The following is a 19554-nucleotide window of genomic DNA, read 5'->3' as shown; positions in this document are numbered from 1 at the left end:
ACCTCGTAGGGCAGAACGGGGAGAACCACTGGATGTTGGGGGAGAACGTAGGTAGCCCCTCCCCTCCCCGTCAAGGCGGCTTCACGCGCCCTTGACGCCAAGGGAGGCGAAAGGCGGGGACGGAACACCAAGCTTCGTCAGCGCCGCGGCGAGCCGGGCGGGAATGAGCGGCACCACAAGCGGCCCGGCCGTATAGATCAGGCGCGCTTCCACCGGCCGCCCGCCGAACGCCTGCGACAGAATGGCGCCATAGACGGCGAGCTGGGAAACATAGCTTTCGCCGGCCTCCGCGGGGTCCGAAGGCGGTACCCGGTCCGTCTTGAAGTCGGCCACAAGGATGCGGTCGGGCTGGACGACGAGCCGGTCGATGCGGCCGTTGACGGCGAACACCTCCCCGCCTCCACCCGTGATGCGCCCGATCACCGGCACTTCCGCCCGGCTCCCGGCGCCGAACAGCTCCGCGAGGGGCGCATGGCCGAGCACGCCGAGCGCCTCGGCGAGAATCGCCCGGTGCGCCGCCTCGTCCACGCCGTCCGCCGCGTGGCGCAGCAGGCGCAGGCCCGCCGCCTCCCGCTCGGCAGCCGCCACCTCCGGCAGGCCGGCCAGCAGCCGGTGAACGAGATCGCCGCGCAGGAGGGGAGACAGCGCACTCTCGGGCAGCGGCGCGGGCGCAGCCGGCCGCTCGGGTCGGGGGTCCGTTCCATCGAGGCCGGAGGGGCGCAGGCGCCGCAAGGCGGGCTCGGGCGGCGGGGGATTGGGGAACGAAAGCACCTCCCCCTCCTCGACCATTGCCGCCACCGCGGCACCACCGCTCGCCACCTTCAACCCCGGTCCCCTGCGCCAGCGCAGCACCTCCCCCTCGAAGCCCAGCGCCGGGCCCGCGTCGGCGTCCGGCTCCAGCGCCGCGCGGGCGAGGTCGTACCAGCAGCCCTCGGGCCGGGCGTGGGGCTTGTCCTTGGCCGGCGCACGGGTCTCGGCGCCGCAGATGACGAGGGCATCCTCGGCGCGGGTCAGGGCGACGTAGAACAGACGGCGATATTCCTCCAGCTCGCGGGCGGCGGCGGCGGCGCGGGCGGTGGCGAGCACCTCCGGGTCTTCCGCCTTGCGCGGCGCCAGCACCGGCACCCCCGCACCCGGCAAGGTGAGCAGGCCACCCGCGATGCGCGGGCGCGGCATGTCCACCGTGTCGGCGAGGATGACGAGGGGCGCCTCCAGCCCTTTCGCGCCATGGGCGGTCATCACCCGCACCTCGTCGCGCCCGCTCTCCATGTCGCGCTTGGTCTCGGCCCCGCCGCGCCGGAGAAACGCGAGGAAGCCGGCGAGGCTCGCGGGCTCTGCGCCCTCATAGGTGCGGGCCAATGCCATGAACTCGTCCAGCACGTCCGTCGCCTCGGGGCCGAGGCGGGCCAGCATGGCCCTCCGTCCGCCGTCGCGGCCGAGGACCCGGCCGTAGAAATCGAACGGCCGCAGCCCCTCCGCCTCGCCCTTCCAGCCGGCGAGTCGCGCGGCAGCGGCGCGGTGGCGCGGATCGTCTGACGTGGAGAGGACGGAGGCCAGCGTGCCCTTGCGCTGGGGGCACAGGGCCATGAGATCGTCGTCGGTGAAGCCGAACAGCGGGCTTTTCAGCACGGCCGCGAGCGAAAGATCGTCGTGCGGCGAGAGCAGCGCGTCGCCCAGCGCCATCAGATCGAGGGCGGCGATGTGCTCCGGCACCACGAGCCGGTCGGCGCCGGCCACCTGCACCCGCGGATCCTTGAGTTCCTTGAGCGCGCGGATGACGGCCTCGAACACCCGCCCGCGCCGGCGCACCAGCACCAGAACATCGCCGGCCCGCATTGGCCGCCCGTCGCGGGAGGGAATGGCGAGGCCGTTCGCGATCCCTGCCTGGATGAAGCTCGCGATGCGCGCGGCGAGCCGGCTGACGGGATCGTCGGTGGGCACCTCGTCCAGCGGCCGGCGCCAGTTGTCCGGCTCGGGATGGGGCTCGGGAACGGTGGTGGGCCAGATCTCCACCAGTGCCGGAGCGTCGGCGCGGATGGCGGCATGGACGGGGGCCACGGTATCGAGGGTCAGCCCCGCATGGGCGACCTCGCTCTTGAAGATGGCATCCACCGCCTCCAGCACGCCCGGCGCGGAGCGGAAGGAGTGGGGCAGTTCCACCCGGCGGAAGCCCTTCGCCCCCACCTTGCGCTCGAAGGTGGTGCGCATGGCGCCGAAAGCGCGCGGATCGGCGCCCTGGAAGGAGAAGATGGACTGCTTCTCGTCGCCCACCACGAAGATGGTGCGCGTCACGCCCGCCCGCGCGCCCTCGCCGGAAAAGAAGTCGGAGGCGAGGCCCTCCACGACCTTCCACTGCTCGGGGCTCGTATCCTGCGCCTCGTCCACGAGGATGTGGTCGATACCCTGGTCGAGCTTGAACTGCACGAAGGTCGGCTGCTCGGCGAGCAGGGCCGCGGCCTTGGTGATGAGGTCGTCGAAGTCGAGCAGGCCCCGCGCCGCCTTCGCTGCTTCGTAAGCCCGGCAGGCCTCAGCGCCGAGGGTGAGGGCCGCGCCGGTGCGCTCCAGCGTCCAGGCCGCCTTGAGGCGATCGTCGAGGCTGGCGAGGCGGTCGCGCTCGGCGGTGAAACGGGCGAGAAGGTCCGGCTCGCGCGTGCCCATGCCCTTGGTGAGCAGGTTCTTGTCGGAGCGCGGGCCGTCCGAGCCGAAGAACACGCCGCGATAGGCCACGAGCGCGGAGGCGTCGTCTTCTGCCGCAGCGGCGGCCGCGAGGTCGTCGGCGCGCTTGCGGTCGGTGGCCTTGTCTGAGGTGGCGAGCGTCGCCGCGACGCTCTGCCATTCCGAGCGGGGAAGATGCGGGCTCGCCAGCATCTCGGCTTCCACATCGGCCACGGTCAGTCCCGCCGGCAGCCCCAGCGCCCGCGCCACCGCAGCCCGGCGGCCAGCGGGCGTGTCGCCCAGGGGCAGGATGCGGGCGCGCAGGGCCACCGCGGCCTCGATGAGGCCGGTGAGGCCGCTGTCGGACATCTCCTCCGTGAGCCGCGCCAGCGCCTCGCCGGCCGGGGATGCGGGGGCAAGACTCGCGGCGACTACGAGGTCGGCGCGGATGCGGGCCATCAATTCGCGCCGGGCCACCTCGTCCAGCTCGCGGAAGCCGGCCGCCACGTCCGCCTCGAACGGGAAGCGATGCAGAAGGCCACCGCAGAAGGCGTGGATGGTCTGGATCTTCAGCCCGCCCGGCGTCTCCAGCGCCGCCGCGAACAGCCGGCGCGCGCGGGCGCGCAGCGAAGCGTCTGGCGCCTCGCCCACCGTCTCGGCGATGGCGGCATCGAGCGCGGCATCGTCCATGCGCGCCCAGCGGCCGAGGATGGCGAGCACGCGGTTGGCCATGTTGGCCGCCGCCGCCTTGGTATAGGTGAGGCACAGGATGCGCCCCGGCGGCGTGCCGGCGAGCAGCAGCCGGATGACGCGGCGAGCCAGCACATGGGTCTTGCCCGAGCCGGCATTGGCCGAGACCCAGGCGGAAACGGCGGGGTGCGAAGCCTCCGACTGGCGGCGGGTGGCCTCGGACTTGGCGCTGCTCTCGAGGCTCGCGCTCATTCGCTTTCCTCCCCGGCCAGCGCCCATTCGCGCACGCGGGCGAGGTGGTCATAATCGCCATAGCGGCCGGACCATTGCGGCGCGGCGAGCGAGCGATAGCCCTGCGCCACATTCTCGAACGCCTTGAGCAGGCTTTCGAGGCCCGCGAGGGCATCTTCGGCGAGGTCGTGGGTGGAGCGGTCCTTCACCTTCACCGGCTTTTCCGCGCCGCCGTCGGCCCCACCCTTCAGCTCCACATAGGTGAGTTCCTCCACCGGCGCCCCCGGCACGCCCTCGAACCCGCCCCGCCAGGCCATGGCCGCTTCCAGCGGCAGTTGGGGCGACAGGGAGGCGGCCTGCTTCGCGCTCGGCGCGGTGCCGGTCTTGTAGTCGATGATGGCGAGCGTCCCGTCGCGCTTGATCTCGATGCGGTCGGCGCGGCCGGTGAGGCGGAAGGTGGAGGCGGCGAGCGGGATTTCGAGGCTCCCCTTCGTCTCGGCGACGATGCGGTCGAGATGCGCCCGCCGTTCGCGCTCGAAGGCGACGAGGAAGGCCGCCGCCCGCTCGAACCGCGCCCACCACAAGGCATGTTCGGCCGGGAACGCCTTCAGCGGCGCGAAGGCACGAGCGCCCTCCTCGATCAGCCGCGCCAGCGCGTCGGGCGGCAGGTCGTCGGGGAAGGCGGTGGTGAATCGGCCCACGGCCTCATGCAACGCCATCCCCCGCTCGGCGCCGCCCGGCGGTGCGTCGAGATCATCGAGTGGGGACAGGCCGAGGACGTGGCGGGCATAGATGGAGTAGGGATCGCGCAGGAAAGTCTCGATCTCCGTCACCGAAAGCCGGCGCGGGCGCAGCTCCAGCGGCGGGGCGGGCGCGGGGCGGGTCGCGCGGGGCACGGCGGGCGCCTCATCCAAACGGCGGGCGGCGCGGACGAAACGGGTGCCGCGCGCGCGGGCGGCGCCCCACTCGGCCTCCCCCGCCACGGTCTTCAGCCGCTGCACGAAGCGGGAGGGCACGCTCTGGGTGCCGCCCACCTTGGCGGCGAAGCTCAGCACCAGCTCCCGCGCGCCGAAGGCTTGAGCGAAATCGTGGGCGGCAAGGCCGATGCGCCGCTCCGGCAGATCAAGCCCCAGTTGCGCCCGCATGGGGCGGCTCAGCCACGGGTCGGTCTCGGGAATGGTGGGCCAGGAGCCCTCCACCAGACCGCCCAGCACCATGCGGTCCACATGGACGAGGCGCGCCTCCAGCGGGCCGAGGATGCGGATGCGCGCATGGGGCTCGGCGCGCGGGCGGACCATGGTGTCGGAGAAGAGCGCGCCCGCCGCATCGGCATAGGAGGCGAGGTCGAGGGCCGGGCCGTCGCCGGCCACGCGCTCCAGCGTCTCGAAGGTGCGGGCCAGTGCCGCCTCGGCAGCGTCTTCCGCCTCGGGATCGAGCCGGCCGGCGGCGGCCTCCACCGCGGCGCGATGGGCGGCGACGAGTTCGGCGAGGGGAACGGCGCCGTGCCGGTCGCCCAGCGCCAGCAGCGGGCCGAGCGCGCCCTCCAGCCGCCGCACCAGATCACGCGCGGCGGCGATGGCCGCGCCATCGATGCGGCTGCGGGGATCGGAGCGGCGGTAGCCTTCGGGATCGTGGGCATCCAGCGCGGCGGAGAGGCCAGCGAGGCCGGCGGCGGGGCGGGGGCCGCGCAGGGCGGCCAGTTCCAAAGCCGCCACCGCATCGGCCTTCGCCTCCGCATCAAGGCCGAAGCGCGCCAGCGGGTGGGTGAGGAGGGCGAACAGCGGCACCGGCGCCAGCCCTTCGGCCGCCGCCGTCACCAGAAGGCCCGCGAGGCGCCCGGCGGGGGCGTCGGCCAGCGGCGTTCCGGCGGAATCGTCCAGCGCCACGCCGAAGCGCGCCATCTCCGCTGCCACCCGCCGCGCGAGATCGCGATCCGGGGTGACGAGGGCCGCCGTCTCGCCCGGCCGCTCCAGGCTGTCGCGCAGCAGGAGCGCGACGCTCAGCGCCTCGGCGCGGGGGTCATCCGCCTCCACAACGCTGATGCCGGCCATGGCGGCGGCGAGGTCGTCCGCCGGCAGGCGCGCGGGCAGCGTCGCCCAGAGGTCGGTCATCTCGGCCTGCCGCAGCGCCTCGCCCATCAGCCGCTCACGGCCGAAGGGGGCCGGCGGCGCCAGCGGGACCACCTCCCCCCGCTCTACACCGAGCGTGCCGAGGAGGCGGGCGAGGCCGTATTGCGGATGGTCGGGCGCGCCGTGCACGGGATCGGCGAGGCGATCAAAGGAGGGCGCGTCGAGATCAAGGTCCAGCCCTGGCAGCACCACCGCGCCGCGGGGCAGGCTGGCGATGGCCTTCAGCAGGCGCGCGGTGGCCGGCATGGAGCCGGTGGAGCCGGCGGCGATCACCGGCCCGGCGGCCGTGCCGAGCGCGGTGAGGCGGCGCGCCTCGGCATCCACCAGCGCGTCGCGGCGGGCGGCGGGCTCCACCAGCCCCTCCTCCGCCAGATAGGCGGAGAAGGCGCGCCGGGCGATGCGGACGAAATCCAGTCCCACCTTGAAATAGCGGTCCAGCTCGTCCGGCACGAGCCCGTCCATCCGCTCGACGCCGAGGCCGGCGGTGGTGAGATCGTCGAACAGGGAGCCCAGCGCATCGGCCAGCGCGAAGGTGGAGGCGGTGCCGGCGGCGACCGCCTCCCGCTCCACCGCCTTGGACAGCGTATCGCGCCAGTGCGCGACCAGCCGCGCCAGCACCAGCCGGCGGTGGACCGGGGCGATGGCGTGGGGCGCGGCCAGCACCGGCGCGTCTTCCGAGAAGGCGAGCGCGTCCTCGTCCACGTCGCCCAGGGGCACGATGCGCGGCAGCAGCAGCGCCGTTCCGCCCGACGCCTCCAGCAGCGCCTCGGCGAACAGCCGCCCGGCGCGGCGGGTGGGCAGAAAGACGGTGGCACCGGCCAGCGCGAGCGGATCGTGACGCGGCGCGAAGCCTTCCACCAGCGCGCCGTCGAGCAGCGCCCGCGCGAGCACCGGCAGGAAGGGCGCGGAGGGCGGAATGGTCAGCACGCGCGGCACGGCTTCACTCCTCGTCCCGCCAGAGGAAGACCCTCAATCGCTCGACCGCTCGATGGCCTCCTCGGCCAAAGCGATGGCATCGGGCGTGCCCACATGCATCCAGATGCCGTCGAGCCGCAAGCCAAACAGCCGCTCCGCTGCCGCCGCGCGGTCGAACACGCGGTTCAAGGAGAAAGCGCCCTCCGGCGTGCCCTCGAACAGCTCCGGCTTCAGGATGGCGGCGCCGGCATAGACGAAGGGGGCGATGGTGCGCTCGCCCCGGCGCTCCAGCCGGCCGAGCTTGTCCATCTGGAAATCGCCCAGGCCGTCATAGCCGATGGAATGAGCGGCGGAGGCGAGCAGCAGCAGCGCGTCCATCCGTTCGGGATCGAACTGCTCCATGAGCCGCACGAGGTTCGGCCGCGCGCCCTCGATCCAGATCGTGTCGGAATTGATGGCCAGGAAGGGCGTGTCGCCGATCAGCGGCAGCGCCTTGCGCACGCCGCCACCGGTCTCGAGCAGCAGGCCGCGCTCGTCGGAGACGAGGATGTCGGGCGCGCCCGCGCGGGCCTTGAGGTGTGCTTCCAGCAGATCGGCATGGTGGTGCACGTTCACGATGGCGCGGGGAATGCCGGCGGCGGCCACGCGGTCAAGCACATGGTCCACCAGCGCGCGACCGTCCACCTCCACCAGCGGCTTGGGGCGGGTGTCGGTGAGGGGGCGCATCCGCGTGCCGAGGCCGGCAGCGAGCACCATGGCGGTATCAACCCGGACGGATCCGGCGGCGGGCACGTCAAGCAGCGTGTCGGGGGCAGCGGTCACGCGGAGAGGTCCTTCGATGGCAGCACCGCCTCATACCACATGCGCAGCGATCCCAGCTCCTCATGGGCGAGGCAGCGGGCGAGATAGCGCCGGATGCGCGGCAGGTGCCGGAGATAATGCGGCTTGCCGTCGCGATCGTTGAGGCGCGAAAAGATGCCGAGGATCTTGCTGGCCCGCTGGGCGCCCATCAGCGCGTAGGTGCGGGCGAAGCCGCGCGGATCGAAGGTGGGGTCCGCCTCGCGGCGCATCGCCACGTAGCGGCGCACGAGTTCGAGCTCCAGCTCCTCCGGCACATCCACCCGCGCATCCTGCGCCAGCGACACCACGTCATAGGCCGCCGGCCCCATCACCGCGTCCTGGAAATCGATGAGACCGATGCGGCGCAGGCCCTCCCGTTGGGGCAGCCAGATGAGGTTGGGGGAGTGGTAGTCGCGCAGCACCCAGGTGGGCGGCTCGGCCATGGCCGGGTTGAGCGCGCTGCGCCACAGCAGGCGGAATTCCTCGCGCACCACCCCGTCGAGCCGGATGCCGCGGGACGGCAGGTACCAGTCCAGCATCAGGTCGATTTCGGTGAGCATGGCAGCGACGTCGTAAGACGGCAGCGCCCGCTCCACCCGGGGCGCAATGTTCAACGTGCGCGGCAAAGGCCGGCTGTGCAGGGTGGCGAGCACTTCCACCGCGAGGCGATAGCGCTCCGGCACCGGGGCGGGCGGGGTGCCGGCCACCACAAATTCCGGGCCGAGGTCTTCCAGCACGAGTATGCCGGCTTCCAGATCCGCCGAATAGATGAGCGGCGCAGACAGGCCCTGCGCCAAGAGCGCCCGGTCCATGGCGACGAACGGCTTCACGTCTTCCGCCAGATGCACAAGCTGGCTGTAGGGCAGGCCGCGCTTCAGCGGCGGTCCATCCGGCTGGCGCGGCGCGTTCATGACGATGGCGGAGCGATCGCCCAGCACGAGGCGGCTGTAGGAACGGGCGGAGGCGTCGCCCTGCAGGAAGCGGTGCGCCGCCTCGGCAAAGCCGCTCTGCTCGATGAGCGACTGGGCGATCATCAGCCGGTCGAGCCGCGGGCCGAACTTGCCATAGCCGGTGACGATGGCGATGCGCGCCTCCGGGCCGAGATCGGCCGCGTCCCGCGTGCCGGCGGCAAGATAGAGCGCCACATCGAGACGGTCAGCCGGCAGGCGCTCCTCGGCGCGCTCGGGCCATTCCACCATGAGGAGCGCGTTCTCGCGCATCTCGTCCCAGCCGAGCTCGTCCAGCTCGTCCGGCTCCTGGATGCGGTAGAGATCGGCGTGCACCACCCGGCCGCGGGGAAAGTCGTAGGTGATGAGGATCGGGAAGGTGGGGCTCGGCACGTCCACGGTGGGATCGTCGGCGAAGGCGCGGATGAGCGCGCGGGCCAGCTCCGTCTTGCCGGCGCCGAGGTCGCCGGTGAGGGTGATGGTGTCCTTGCCCCCGAACCAGCTGGCGATGAGCGAAGCGAGACGGCTGGTGGCGGCGAGGTCCTTCAGCACCACGCGGCAGGCCACCGGCTGACCTTCAAGGCGTTCCAGCACGATGCTCATTCGGCAGCCTCCCGCCGGCGCTCGCCTTCGAGCGGGAAGATGCAGGTGGCGAGGGTGCCGCGCGTCGCGGACGCCGGCCCCACCGTGACCGAGCCGCCATGCAGGCTCACGAAGGAGCGCACGATGGCAAGGCCCAGACCCACCCCGCGATGGCGCGGGCCGGCGCTGCGGCTCTCGAAGCGATCGAACAGCGTCTCCTTCACCTCCGCCGGCACGCCAGGACCCTCGTCGCGGACGGTGAACACCAGCGCCCCGTCGCGCCGCGCGGCGCCGAGCGTCACGGTGGCGCCCTCGGGCGAGACGGCGATGGCGTTGGACAGGAGATTGAACAGGATCTGCCGCAGCCGCCGCGCATCGGCGACGAAGACGCCCGCCGCGGGATCGATGTTCACGGCGAGGGAAAGCCGCGCCTCGTCCACGCTGTCGCGCACCGCCTCGGCGACGGAGAGAACCAGCTCGCGCACGTCCACCTCGGCGAGATCCAGCTCCATGGCGCCGGCATCGATGGTGGCGAGGTCGAGGATGTCGTCGATGAGGGCGCGCAGCAGGTCCGAGGACTGGCGCATGTGGTCGAGATAGTCGCGCTGGCGGTCGTTGAGCGGGCCGGCAAGGCCCTCGCGCAGCATGTCGGCATAGCCCATCAGGGTATTGAGGGGCGTGCGCAAATGGTAGGAGACGTGGCCGACGAAGGCGTTCTTGAGCTTGTCCGCCGCCTCCAGCGCCTCGGCGCGCTCGGTCAGCGCGCGCTCCACCTTCACGCTGTCGGTGACATCGCGGAACGTCACCATGGTGCCGCCGTCCGGCAGCGGCTGGGTGGCGCCGTCGAGCACCCGGCCGTCCGGCCGCTCGATGCGCAGCGTCGTGACCTCGCGCGGGCCGATGGCCGTCACCGCCTGGCGGATGCGGGAGAAGGCGGCCGTCTCGCCATAGAGCGGGCGGCACATGGCGGCCACCGCGTCCACATGGGGCTTGTCGCCCATGGCCTGGGCGTCGAGGGACCAGAGCGCGAGGAAGGCCTGATTGTAGAGGTTGAGCCGCCCGTCCGCGCCGAACACCGCCACCGCCTCGGCGAGGCCGTCCAGCGTCTCGCCCTGGATGCGGATGAGGCTGTTGTAGCGGCTCTCCAGCGCCAGATGCTCGGAGAGGTCGTCGAACAGATAGGTGATGCCGCCCTCGGCATTGGGCGTGATGACCACGCGCAGCATCTGCCCGCCGGGCAGGTGCCACCAGTCGTTCACCGGCTCGATGGCGCGATAGGCCTCGCGCAATTGCGCCCGCCACGCGCGGAAATCGGCCTGCTCCGGCACCTTGCGCCGGCGGCGCAGGTCTTCGAGGATTTCGTTTTCCGGCGGGCGCTGGTCGAGGAGGCCGGGGGCGAGATCGAACAGGCGCTCATAGGCCGCATTGTGGAAGACGAGGCGCTCGTCGGCGCCGAAGATGGCGACGGCGGTGGTCAGCTGGTCCAGCGTGCGCTGGTGGGCGGCAACCGTGCGGGCGGTCTCGGCCTTCGCCGCGTCCTCGCCGGTCACGTCGATGGCGATGCCGGCGGTACCGAAGGGGCCGGCCACCTCCACCACGTCCATCTGCCGCCGCTGGCCACTCGCCACCGCCTTCACCCGCTGGCGGAAGGTGCCGGCTGCCCCCTCTGCGGTGAGCGCGGCGCTGCGGATGCGGGTGTCGAGCAGATCGAGGCCGGCGGCGCGCGCCTCGGCGGCCGAAGGCGCCCCCACCGCGGTGGCGAAAGCGGGATTCACATAGACCAGCGTGCCATCCGGCCGGCGCAGCCAGGCCGGCGCCGCGGCGGCATCGAGAGCGGCGGCGAGGCCATGGGCCATCCGCTCCGCCTCGGCGAAATCGACGGCATCGGCTTTTGCGGCGGTATCCACCGTATCGGCCGGACGCAGGAGCAGCACGCCCGCGCCGCCGAGGCTATGGCCTTCCAGCCGCGCGGGACCGGCCGGGGTGTCCACCAGCTGGGAAACGGTGCCGTCTTCCCGGCGCAGTTGCTCCAGCGCGCGGTCGAGGGCAGCGGAGGCGGCGCCGAGGCTGGCGCGGAAAGCTTCCGGCGTCGCGCCGTGCACATCCACCGGAAGCGCGCGGCCGCTCCAGGTCATAAAAGCGGGCGCGCCGGCGGTGAGGAGGGAGCGCGCGGCATGGGCTTCCGCCCGGGCCCGGGCGGCGGCGGCGCCGGCATCGCGGGCCTCGGCCTCGGCCTTGTCCATGCGCGCGCCGAGATCGGCGGCCACCCGGCGGGACCTCAGGGCCACGAGGCCGACGACGGCGCAGGCGGACAGAGCGATGACCGGCCACAGCGTTTCGGCCGCGCCCATGGCAATGCTCCAGCCGTCGGCGGAGGCCGGGGTGCCGGCAAGAGCGGTGGTGGCGAGGAGAAAGGAGCCGAACAGCGCGGTCCGGGTGCCGACGCAGAAATTCGCGCATCCCCTCGCCGGGGCCGGCCCCAGCCTGCGCCCGCGCGCCGGACGCCGCGCGCCGCTCCTCCGGATGCGCTCCGCCATTCGCCCCGGTGTCCTTCCCCTGCCCTGCGGCTGCCGCAGCCTCTCTGCGGCGCGCCGCGAATCACTTGCGAAGGATAACGGAGCGTTTACCAGCATTGAAAGGGCAGACCGCCGCCGGCCCACAGCCGGCAAACCAGCGCAGCCCTACACGTAGGCGACGGCCTCGATGCGCCAGCCGTCCGGGTCCATGAGGAATGAGGCGTAATAGCCGGGGCCGTACTGGGGCCGCAGACCCGGCGCGCCGTAGTCCGTTCCGCCGGTGGCGAGGCCCGCCGCATGGAAAGCCTCCACCGCCGCCCGGTCCGCCGCGCAGAAGGCGATATGGGTGCCCGGCGGCGGCGTCACCGGCCCTTCGCGCAACTGCACCCAGAAGGGCGCGGCGCCCGGCACGCCCTCCGGTGCCGGCAGGGTACCCGGCGGCCCCCAGCAGGCGGAAGCGCCCTCCGGCTCGTCATAGTCGGCCACCCGCACGAGGCCGAGGGGCGCCAGCACCGCATCGTAGAAGCGCACCGCGCGGGCAAGGTCCACGGTGGTGACGGAGAGATGCTCGATGACGGGGCGGACGGGCGTGAACGTCATGCTTCAGCTCCTGCTTACGCCCGCGCCCTCGGATGGGCAGCGCGCCAGGCGTTCATGAGGGCGGCGGCATCGACCTGCGTATAGATCTGCGTGGTGGAGAGCGAGGCGTGGCCGAGCAGTTCCTGGATCGCCCTGAGATCACCGCCCCGCGAGAGGAGGTGAGTGGCGAAGGAATGGCGCAAGGCGTGGGGCGTCGCGCTGTCGGGAAGGCCCAGCGCGCCGCGCATCCGCTCCACCGCCAATTGCACGATGCGCGGCGAGAGCGGCCCACCCCGCGCCCCCCGGAACAGCGGCTTGTCCGGCGCCAGAGGATAAGGACAGAGACCGCGATAGGCATCCACCGCCGCGAGCACCGGCGCGATCAACGGCACCATGCGCGTCTTGTTGCCCTTCCCCGTCACCGTGATCTGCGTCGTGCCGGGCGACATCATCCCCGCCGAGAGGCCCAGCGCCTCCGAGATGCGCAGGCCCGCCCCGTAGAGCAGGGCGATCACTGCCGCGTCGCGCGCCAGCACCCACGCCTCGCGTGCCTCGCCGGCACGGGTGTCGGGATCAGCCAGCGCGCGGGCGGCGGCGACGGAGACGGGCTTGGGCAGGCCCTTCGGCACCTTGGGGGCGCGCACCGCCGTGAGCGCGCCGACCTTGCCCTGCCCTTCCCGCTCCAGATGCCGGCCGAAGGAGCGTGCGGCGGCGAGAAGGCGCACCAAAGTGCGCGGGGCGACGCCCTCGGCCCGACGGGAGGCGAGCACGGCCCGCACGTCCGCCGGTGTCAGTGCGGCGAGATCGGGAAGCGTCGGGCGCTTGCCGAGATGGTCGGTGAGCCGGACGAGCACCACCGAAAGATCACGGGCATAGGCCTCCAGCGTCTTGGCCGAGAGCCGCCGTTCGTGGGCAAGGCGCGCCAGCCAGCCCTCGACGGCGGCCGCCACATCCGGCGCGGCGGCACTGGCGAGGCCGTGGGCGGCGCGGGCGGCGCGATCCTGATCTGACATGGCCATTGAGGAAGACTCCGGCGATTGGGCCGATCCTGCAAGCGCGGGCCTTCAGAAAGGCTGAACGGATTTTTCGGAGGAGCCCCTTGTCATCCAGATATATCGAACGATATAACCATCGTCGCTATATCTAACGACATATCTAAGGAGACTTCCGAATGTTCGGATGCAGACGAGACTGGCGGGACGCCCGCCGTGGCCGTGGCTTTGGCGGCGAAATGGGCGGCGATTTTGGTGGACGCGCGTTCGGCGAGCATGAGTTCGCGGGGCGCGGCGGCCACGGCCATGGTCCTGGCGAGTTCGGCGGCCATCGCGGCGGCGGGGGACCTGGCGGACGCGGCGGGCGCGGGGGCGGCGACATGTTCCGCATCGGCCGCATGCTGGCCCAGGGCGACCTCAAGCTTCTGGCCCTGTCGCTCATCGCCGAGCAGCCGCGCCACGGCTACGAGATCATCAAGCTGATCGAGGAGAAGACCGCCGGCTGGTATTCGCCGAGCCCGGGCGTGGTCTATCCCACCCTCACCTTCCTGGAAGAGGCGGGCTATGTGACCGCCGAGGCGGACGGCTCGAAGAAGCGCTACGCCATCACCGAGGAGGGCCGCGCCTACCTCGCCGAGAACCGCGACTTCGCCGACGCCATCATCGGCCGGCTGTCCGAGATCGGCCTCAAGATGGGCCGCGTGAAGAAGTGGATGGGCTGGAGCGAGAGCGGCCCGAGCCACGGCGCCGAGCTGCCCCGCCTGGTGGAAGCCGCGCTGGAAAACCTGCGTGATGTTTCCCGCGAGAAGCTGGAGCAGAACCGGGGCGCCGAGACGCGGATCGTCGAGATCCTCGCCCGCGTGGCCAACGACATCCGGGAGGCGTGAGCCGCGCGGCAAGGGCGGGCGGCAAAGGGCGGGCGCCGACCGTTGCGCCCGCTCTCGTGACGAAGTGATGTTTTAAACATCACTAATAATGCTTGATCGCTTAATAGACCGGGTGTAAGCAGCACAAATCACGCTAAACGCCTGCCGTCAGCGATCATGATCACAGCTGCCCAGCTCCGTGCCGCCCGCGCCATCCTTGGCCTCGACCAGCGCGCCCTTGCCGGCCTGTGCGGCCTCTCGCTCCCCACCATCCAGCGCATGGAAGCCAGCGACGGCGTGATCCGCGGCAACGTGGATTCGCTGATGAAGCTGGTGGGGGCGCTGGATGCCGCCGGCGTCGATCTCATCGGCGAAGGCGTGGTGAGCGACAGCGGCGGACGCGGCGTGCGCCTCAAGACGCCGGCCCCCCGGCCATCGGGGGACTGAGATGGCTCTCGCTCCCACGGTCCAGCTTCTCGCTGCCCTTTCCGCGGTGGCCGCGCTGCTCGTGCTGGCGGTGGCCGGTGCCGTGCTCGCGCGCGGACCTCTCGGACGCCCCGTGGTCTATGGCGGCGCGCTGGCGGTGACGCTCCTCGCCGCCGTATCCGCCCTCACCGCCATCCCGGCGCCCATAGGCGGGCTGGTGCTGCCGCTGGGCATTCCGTGGATCGGCGCCAATCTCCGGCTTGATGCGCTCTCCGCCGTCTTCCTCGTCGTGGTGAACCTCGGCGGAGCGGCGGCGAGCCTTTACGGCCTCGGCTACGGCCGGCATGACCATGCGCCCGAGCGGGTGCTGCCCTTCTTCCCCGCCTTCCTCGCCGGCATGAACCTCGTGCCGCTGGCGGCGGACGCCTACACCTTCCTGCTGGCGTGGGAATTCATGTCGCTCGCCTCCTGGGCGCTGGTGATCTCCCACGACAAGGAGGCCGGCAATGTGCAGGCGGGCCTCGTCTATATCCTCATGGCCTCGTTCGGCACGCTGGCGCTGATGCTGGCCTTCGGCCTGCTGGCGGCGGGCGGCGGCGGTTTCACCTTCGAAGCCATGCGCGCCGCGCCGCCCACCGGCTGGGCCGGGGCTGTCGTGCTGGTGCTCGCGCTGCTCGGCGCCGGCTCCAAGGCCGGCCTCGTGCCGCTGCACGTCTGGCTGCCGCTGGCACACCCCGCCGCGCCGAGCCACGTCTCCGCGCTCATGAGCGGGGTGATGACGAAGGTGGCCGTCTACGGCTTCATCCGCATCGTGTTCGATCTCGCCGGCCCGCCGGACTGGTGGTGGGGCATTCCGGTGATCGTCGCGGGCGCCATTGCCGGCGTCGTCGGCGTGCTGCAGGCGCTGCTGCAGAGCGATACCAAGCGCGTGCTGGCCTTCTCCACCATCGAGAACATCGGCCTCATCTTCGTCGGCCTCGGCCTCGCCCTCGCCTTCAAGGCTTCGGGCTTCGGCGGGGCGGCGGCGCTGGCTTTCACCGCGGCGCTGTTCCACGTGTTCAACCACGCGGCCATGAAGAGCCTCCTCTTCTTCGGCGCCGGCGCGGTGCTCACCGCCACCGGGTCGCGGGTGATGGACCGCCTCGGCGGGCTCATCCACCGCATGCCCGTGACATCGGTGGTCATGCTGATCGGCGCGGCGGCCATCTCGGCTTTGCCGCCGCTGAACGGCTTCGCCTCCGAATGGCTGGTGTTCCAGGCGATCCTGCTCAGCCCAGAACTGCCGGCCTGGGGCCTAAAACTCTCCGTCCCGGCGGCGGGCGCCCTGCTGGCGCTGGCGGCGGCGCTGGCGGCGGCCTGCTTCGTGCGGCTCTACGGTATCGTCTTCCTCGGCCGGCCGCGCAGCGAACAGGCGGCGAATGCGCATGAGGTGGACGCCTTCTCCCGCGCGGCGATGATCGCCCTTGCCGCCATCTGCGTCGCCGCCGGCCTGTTCCCCGGCCTCGTCATCGACGCGCTCCAGCCGGCGGTGACGGCGCTCATCGGCGTGAAAATGCCGGCGCAGAGCGAAGTGGCGTGGCTCTCCATCGTGCCGGTGGCGGAAAGCCGCTCGTCCTATAACGGCCTCCTCGTCTTCCTCTTCATTGCCTCCTCGGCGCTGCTCACCGCCTTCATCATCCACCGCCTCGCCACCGGCGCGGTGCGCCGCGCGCCGCCGTGGGACTGCGGCTTTCCCAATGCCGATCCGGTGACACAATATTCCGCCGGCTCCTTCGCCCAGCCCATCCGCCGGGTGTTCGCCCGCACCCTGTTCGCCGCCCGCGAACGGGTGGAGATGCCGCCGCCCGGCTCGCTCGCCCCGGCGCGCATCGAGATCACCGCCCGCGATCCCGCCTGGGCCTTCCTGTTCCTGCCCCTGGCGGGGCTGGTGGAACGCATCGCGACGCGGGCCAACCGCCTGCAATATCTCACCATCCGCCAGTATCTGGCGCTGGTCTTCGGCGCTCTCGTCCTCCTGCTGCTGGTGCTGGCGCTATGGACCTGATGGCGAACCTCCAGATCGCGAACCTTCTGGTGCAGGGCACCCAGATGCTGCTGGTGCTGGCGCTGGCACCGCTGCTCACCGGCCTCGTGCGGAAGGTGAAGGCGCGCCTCACCCGGCGGCGCGGCGCCTCCGTGTTCCAGCCCTATCGCGACCTCGCGCGGCTCCTGAACAAGGAGGCGGTGCTGGCCCACAACGCCTCCTGGCTGTTCCGCGCCGTGCCCTACCTCCTGTTCGCGGCAACCTGGGTGGCGGCGGCGCTGGTGCCCACCTTCGGCACCGGGCTCATCTTCTCCTGGTCGGCAGACCTCATCGTCATCACCGCGCTGCTCGGCTCGGCCCGCTTCTTCCTCGCGCTGGCGGGGATGGATGTGGGCACCAGCTTCGGCGGCATCGGATCGAGCCGGGAGGTGATGATCTCGTCGCTGGCCGAGCCGGCGATGATCATGATCGTCTTCTCCCTCGCCCTCGTCGCCCATTCCACCCAGCTCTCCACCATCGCCTCGGTGATGGTCGCGGGCGTCGGCCTGCGCGTGTCGCTGGCGCTGGCGCTGGTTGCATTGGCCATCGTCGCGGTGGCGGAGAACGGGCGCATCCCGGTGGACAATCCCGCCACCCATCTGGAATTGACCATGGTGCACGAGGCCATGGTGCTGGAATATTCCGGCCGCCACCTCGCGCTCATCGAGCTGGCCGCGCAGCTGAAGCTGCTGCTCTTCATCTCCCTCGTCGCCTGCGTGTTCGTGCCGTGGGGGCTGGCGCCGGCCGGCGCCGGGGCGGGCGCGGTGGTGCTGGGCATGGCGAGCTATGGCGCAAAGCTCGCGGCGGGCGCGGTGCTGCTCGCGGTATTCGAGACGTCGATCGCCAAGATGCGGGTGTTCCGCGTGCCGGACTTCCTCGGCGCCGCGCTCATGCTGGGGCTGCTCGGCACCCTGCTCCTCTTCGTGTCGAGGATCCTGTGATGGACCGCACGCTGGAAATCGCGCACGGAACGCCGCTGGACGCCGCCCTCTCGGCGAGCCTCGTGTTCGACGTGGCCCACCTGTTCGCCGGCGCGCTGGTGCTCATCAGCTTCCTGATGCTCTATCAGGACCGGCTCTATGCGCTGCTGAAAGTGTTCGCTTTGCAGGCGGTGGTGCTGTCCCTCTCCGTGGGTTGGCAGGCGCTGGCGCAGGATGCGCCGCACCTTTATGTCACCGCCGCCATCGCCCTCGTGTTCAAGGCGGTGGTGATCCCGCTGGCGCTGGCGCGGATGGTCGCCCGCCTCGGCATCCACCGGCAGGTGGAGACGGTGGTCTCCATCGGCCCCACCATGCTGGCCGGCATCGCTCTCGTGGCGCTCTCCCTCGTGGTCATGCTGAAGGCCACCGCCGCCGTGGGCGGCGCGGCCGATGCGCTGGCGCGGGAGGACCTCGCCTTCGCCCTCTCGGTGGTGCTGCTGGGCCTCCTGATGATGGTGACGCGGCGCAATGCCGTCAGCCAGGTCATCGGCTTCATGTCGCTGGAGAACGGGCTCATCCTCGCCGCCACCGGCGCCAAGGGGATGCCGCTGGTGGTGGAGATTTCCGTCGCCTTCTCGGTGCTCATCGCCCTCATCGTCATCGGCATCTTCCTGTTCCGCATCCGCGAGCGGTTCGACACCGTGGACGTGGACGCCCTCGACCGCTTCCGGGGAGGGCGCGCATGAGTTTCCTGTCCGGCCTCCTCGTAGATCCCGCCCCCCTGCTGGTGGCCGTGCCGGCGGCGAGCGCGGTGCTGCTGGCGCTGATGCCGTCCTATCGCGTGGGCGCGCTGGTCAACGTCGCCGCCTGCGGCCTCACCTTCGCGCTGGCGCTGCTGCTGTTCGGCGCGCCGCGGATCGCGGGGCCGTTCCTCATCGTGGACGACCTCAACATCGTCTTCGTGGTGCTGAACACCTTCGTCGCCTTCACCACCGCCTGGTTTTCCGCCGGCTACATCGCCCATGAGCTGGAGACGGGGCGGCTGACGCCGCTCAACCTGCGCTTCTACCACGCCATGTATCAGGTGCTGCTCGGCGCCATGACGCTGGCGCTGCTCTCCAACAATCTCGGCGTCATGTGGGTGGCCATCGAGGTGGCGACGCTCACCACCGTGCTCATGGTCGGCCTCTACCGCACGGAGGCGGCCATCGAGGCGGCGTGGAAATATTTCATGCTCGGCTCGGTGGGCATCGCGCTCGCTTTGTTCGGCACCATCCTCGTCTACATGGTGGCGCAGCCGGTGGTGGGCGAAGGCGCGGACGGGATGATCTGGAGCGTGCTGATGAAGCATGCCCATAATTTCGATCCGGCGCTGCTCAACGTCGCCTTCGTCTTCCTGCTGCTCGGCTACGGCACCAAGGTGGGCCTCGCGCCGCTCCATGCCTGGCTGCCGGATGCGCATTCCGAGGGCCCCACCCCGATCTCGGCGGTGCTGTCGGGCCTCCTCCTCAACGTGGCGCTGTTCGCGGTGCTGCGCTTCAAGTCGCTGCTCGCCGCCCATCCCGGCACGCTGGCGCCGGGGCCGCTGATGATGGCCATGGGCCTCGGCTCCCTGCTGCTCGCCGGCTTCATGCTGTACCGGCGGCGCGACATCAAACGCCTGTTCGCCTATTCCTCCATCGAGCACATGGGCATCATCGCCTTCGCCTTCGGGCTCGGCGGGCCGCTGGCGAATTTCGCCGGGCTGCTGCACATGACCATGCACAGCCTCACCAAGTCCGCCATCTTCTTCGCGGTGGGCCATGCCTGTCAGGTGAAGGGCACGCAGGAACTGGCGCAGATCCGCGGCCTCACCACCTCGCACCCGCTGCTGGGCTGGAGCCTCGTCGCCGGCGTCGTCGCCATCGCCGGGCTGCCGCCGGCCGGCGTGTTCATGAGCGAGTTTCTGGTGGTGACGAGCGCCTTCGGCGCCCGGCCGTGGCTGGCGCTGATCCTCGTCCTGGGGCTGCTGATCGCCTTCGGCGCGCTGATGGTGAAACTCTCGGCCATCGCCTTCGGCGAGCCGAGCCCGGGCACCGATCCGGTGAAGGCGAGTTTCGTGCCCATGGGCGTGCACCTCGCCCTCGTCTTCGCCGCCGGGCTTTACCTGCCGCCGGAACTGGTCGCGTGGTTCCGCCACGTGGCCGCGGTGCTGGGCTAGGAGG

13 protein-coding genes are annotated in these 19554 nt (G+C 71.6%); 6 read left to right on the top strand and 7 right to left on the bottom strand.

Annotated features, from left to right (window positions below):
* Positions 1 to 81: 81 nt before the first annotated feature.
* The 7 genes from addA to EJ105_RS00535 form a co-directional block, all read right to left on the bottom strand.
* Entirely contained in the window at positions 82 to 3597 is a 3516-nt protein-coding gene (gene addA, locus EJ105_RS00565) for a double-strand break repair helicase AddA (RefSeq protein ID WP_250164910.1), read from the bottom strand.
* The gene (addB, locus tag EJ105_RS00560) at positions 3594 to 6641 is read right to left on the bottom strand and encodes a double-strand break repair protein AddB (protein WP_250164909.1); all 3048 of its coding nucleotides are present in this window, start codon (positions 6639 to 6641) and stop codon (positions 3594 to 3596) included. The genes addA and addB overlap by 4 nt, the downstream gene beginning before the upstream one ends.
* A 33-nt stretch (positions 6642 to 6674) precedes the next feature.
* Positions 6675 to 7376: a nucleotidyltransferase family protein gene (locus tag EJ105_RS00555; RefSeq protein WP_029556611.1), complete on the bottom strand. Its 702-nt coding sequence runs from the start codon at positions 7374 to 7376 to the stop codon at positions 6675 to 6677.
* A 62-nt stretch (positions 7377 to 7438) separates the two neighbouring features.
* A complete protein-coding gene (gene tsaE / locus EJ105_RS00550; RefSeq protein WP_250164908.1) occupies positions 7439 to 9010 on the bottom strand; it encodes a tRNA (adenosine(37)-N6)-threonylcarbamoyltransferase complex ATPase subunit type 1 TsaE in 1572 nt (523 codons plus the stop codon).
* Positions 9007 to 11526 carry a sensor histidine kinase gene (locus EJ105_RS00545; RefSeq protein WP_250164907.1) on the bottom strand — a complete coding sequence of 840 codons (2520 nt, stop codon included), beginning with the start codon at positions 11524 to 11526 and terminating at the stop codon, positions 9007 to 9009. Before EJ105_RS00545 ends, tsaE begins: the two co-directional genes overlap by 4 nt.
* A 144-nt stretch (positions 11527 to 11670) precedes the next feature.
* Positions 11671 to 12105: a VOC family protein gene (locus tag EJ105_RS00540; RefSeq protein WP_250164906.1), complete on the bottom strand. Its 435-nt coding sequence runs from the start codon at positions 12103 to 12105 to the stop codon at positions 11671 to 11673.
* Positions 12106 to 12119: 14 nt separating this feature from the next.
* Positions 12120 to 13097, bottom strand: a complete 978-nt coding sequence (locus EJ105_RS00535; RefSeq protein WP_394042242.1) for a tyrosine recombinase XerC — start codon at positions 13095 to 13097, stop codon at positions 12120 to 12122.
* Positions 13098 to 13315: 218 nt separating this feature from the next.
* On the opposite strand from EJ105_RS00535, the gene EJ105_RS00530 reads away from it, so the two are divergent.
* The 6 genes from EJ105_RS00530 to EJ105_RS00505 all read left to right on the top strand — a co-directional run bounded on the left by EJ105_RS00530 (position 13316) and on the right by EJ105_RS00505 (position 19550).
* A complete protein-coding gene (locus tag EJ105_RS00530; RefSeq protein WP_431192955.1) occupies positions 13316 to 13963 on the top strand; it encodes a PadR family transcriptional regulator in 648 nt (215 codons plus the stop codon).
* A gap of 156 nt (positions 13964 to 14119) precedes the next feature.
* Positions 14120 to 14389 carry a helix-turn-helix domain-containing protein gene (locus tag EJ105_RS00525; RefSeq protein WP_024276957.1) on the top strand — a complete coding sequence of 90 codons (270 nt, stop codon included), beginning with the start codon at positions 14120 to 14122 and terminating at the stop codon, positions 14387 to 14389.
* 1 nt (position 14390) lies between these two features.
* Complete coding sequence (gene hyfB / locus EJ105_RS00520; protein WP_250164903.1) at positions 14391 to 16412, top strand: hydrogenase 4 subunit B; 2022 nt, start codon at positions 14391 to 14393, stop codon at positions 16410 to 16412.
* Complete coding sequence (locus tag EJ105_RS00515; RefSeq protein ID WP_394042215.1) at positions 16412 to 17371, top strand: respiratory chain complex I subunit 1 family protein; 960 nt, start codon at positions 16412 to 16414, stop codon at positions 17369 to 17371. The genes hyfB and EJ105_RS00515 overlap by 1 nt, the downstream gene beginning before the upstream one ends.
* Positions 17371 to 18096 carry a hydrogenase-4 component E gene (locus tag EJ105_RS00510; RefSeq protein ID WP_156026286.1) on the top strand — a complete coding sequence of 242 codons (726 nt, stop codon included), beginning with the start codon at positions 17371 to 17373 and terminating at the stop codon, positions 18094 to 18096. Before EJ105_RS00515 ends, EJ105_RS00510 begins: the two co-directional genes overlap by 1 nt.
* Positions 18093 to 19550, top strand: a complete 1458-nt coding sequence (locus EJ105_RS00505; protein ID WP_250164901.1) for a hydrogenase 4 subunit F — start codon at positions 18093 to 18095, stop codon at positions 19548 to 19550. The genes EJ105_RS00510 and EJ105_RS00505 overlap by 4 nt, the downstream gene beginning before the upstream one ends.
* The last annotated feature ends 4 nt before the right edge of the window (positions 19551 to 19554 follow it).

Origin of the sequence: Xanthobacter aminoxidans (assembly GCF_023571765.1) — a bacterium.
Classification (GTDB): Bacteria; Pseudomonadota; Alphaproteobacteria; order Rhizobiales; family Xanthobacteraceae; genus Xanthobacter; species Xanthobacter aminoxidans.
This window is presented reverse-complemented; position numbering and strand designations above follow the sequence as displayed.

Coding starts and splice junctions, on each gene's coding strand:
- EJ105_RS00540 (WP_250164906.1), bottom strand. CDS start 12,105: ATGACGTTCACGCCCGTCCGCCCCGTCATCGAGCATCTCTCCGTCACC.
- EJ105_RS00545 (WP_250164907.1), bottom strand. CDS start 11,526: ATGGCGGAGCGCATCCGGAGGAGCGGCGCGCGGCGTCCGGCGCGCGGG.
- hyfB (WP_250164903.1), top strand. CDS start 14,391: ATGGCTCTCGCTCCCACGGTCCAGCTTCTCGCTGCCCTTTCCGCGGTG.
- EJ105_RS00535 (WP_394042242.1), bottom strand. CDS start 13,097: ATGTCAGATCAGGATCGCGCCGCCCGCGCCGCCCACGGCCTCGCCAGT.
- EJ105_RS00525 (WP_024276957.1), top strand. CDS start 14,120: ATGATCACAGCTGCCCAGCTCCGTGCCGCCCGCGCCATCCTTGGCCTC.
- EJ105_RS00530 (WP_431192955.1), top strand. CDS start 13,316: ATGGGCGGCGATTTTGGTGGACGCGCGTTCGGCGAGCATGAGTTCGCG.
- addA (WP_250164910.1), bottom strand. CDS start 3,597: ATGAGCGCGAGCCTCGAGAGCAGCGCCAAGTCCGAGGCCACCCGCCGC.
- tsaE (WP_250164908.1), bottom strand. CDS start 9,010: ATGAGCATCGTGCTGGAACGCCTTGAAGGTCAGCCGGTGGCCTGCCGC.
- EJ105_RS00510 (WP_156026286.1), top strand. CDS start 17,371: ATGGACCGCACGCTGGAAATCGCGCACGGAACGCCGCTGGACGCCGCC.
- EJ105_RS00515 (WP_394042215.1), top strand. CDS start 16,412: ATGGCGAACCTCCAGATCGCGAACCTTCTGGTGCAGGGCACCCAGATG.
- EJ105_RS00505 (WP_250164901.1), top strand. CDS start 18,093: ATGAGTTTCCTGTCCGGCCTCCTCGTAGATCCCGCCCCCCTGCTGGTG.
- EJ105_RS00555 (WP_029556611.1), bottom strand. CDS start 7,376: ATGGTGCTCGCTGCCGGCCTCGGCACGCGGATGCGCCCCCTCACCGAC.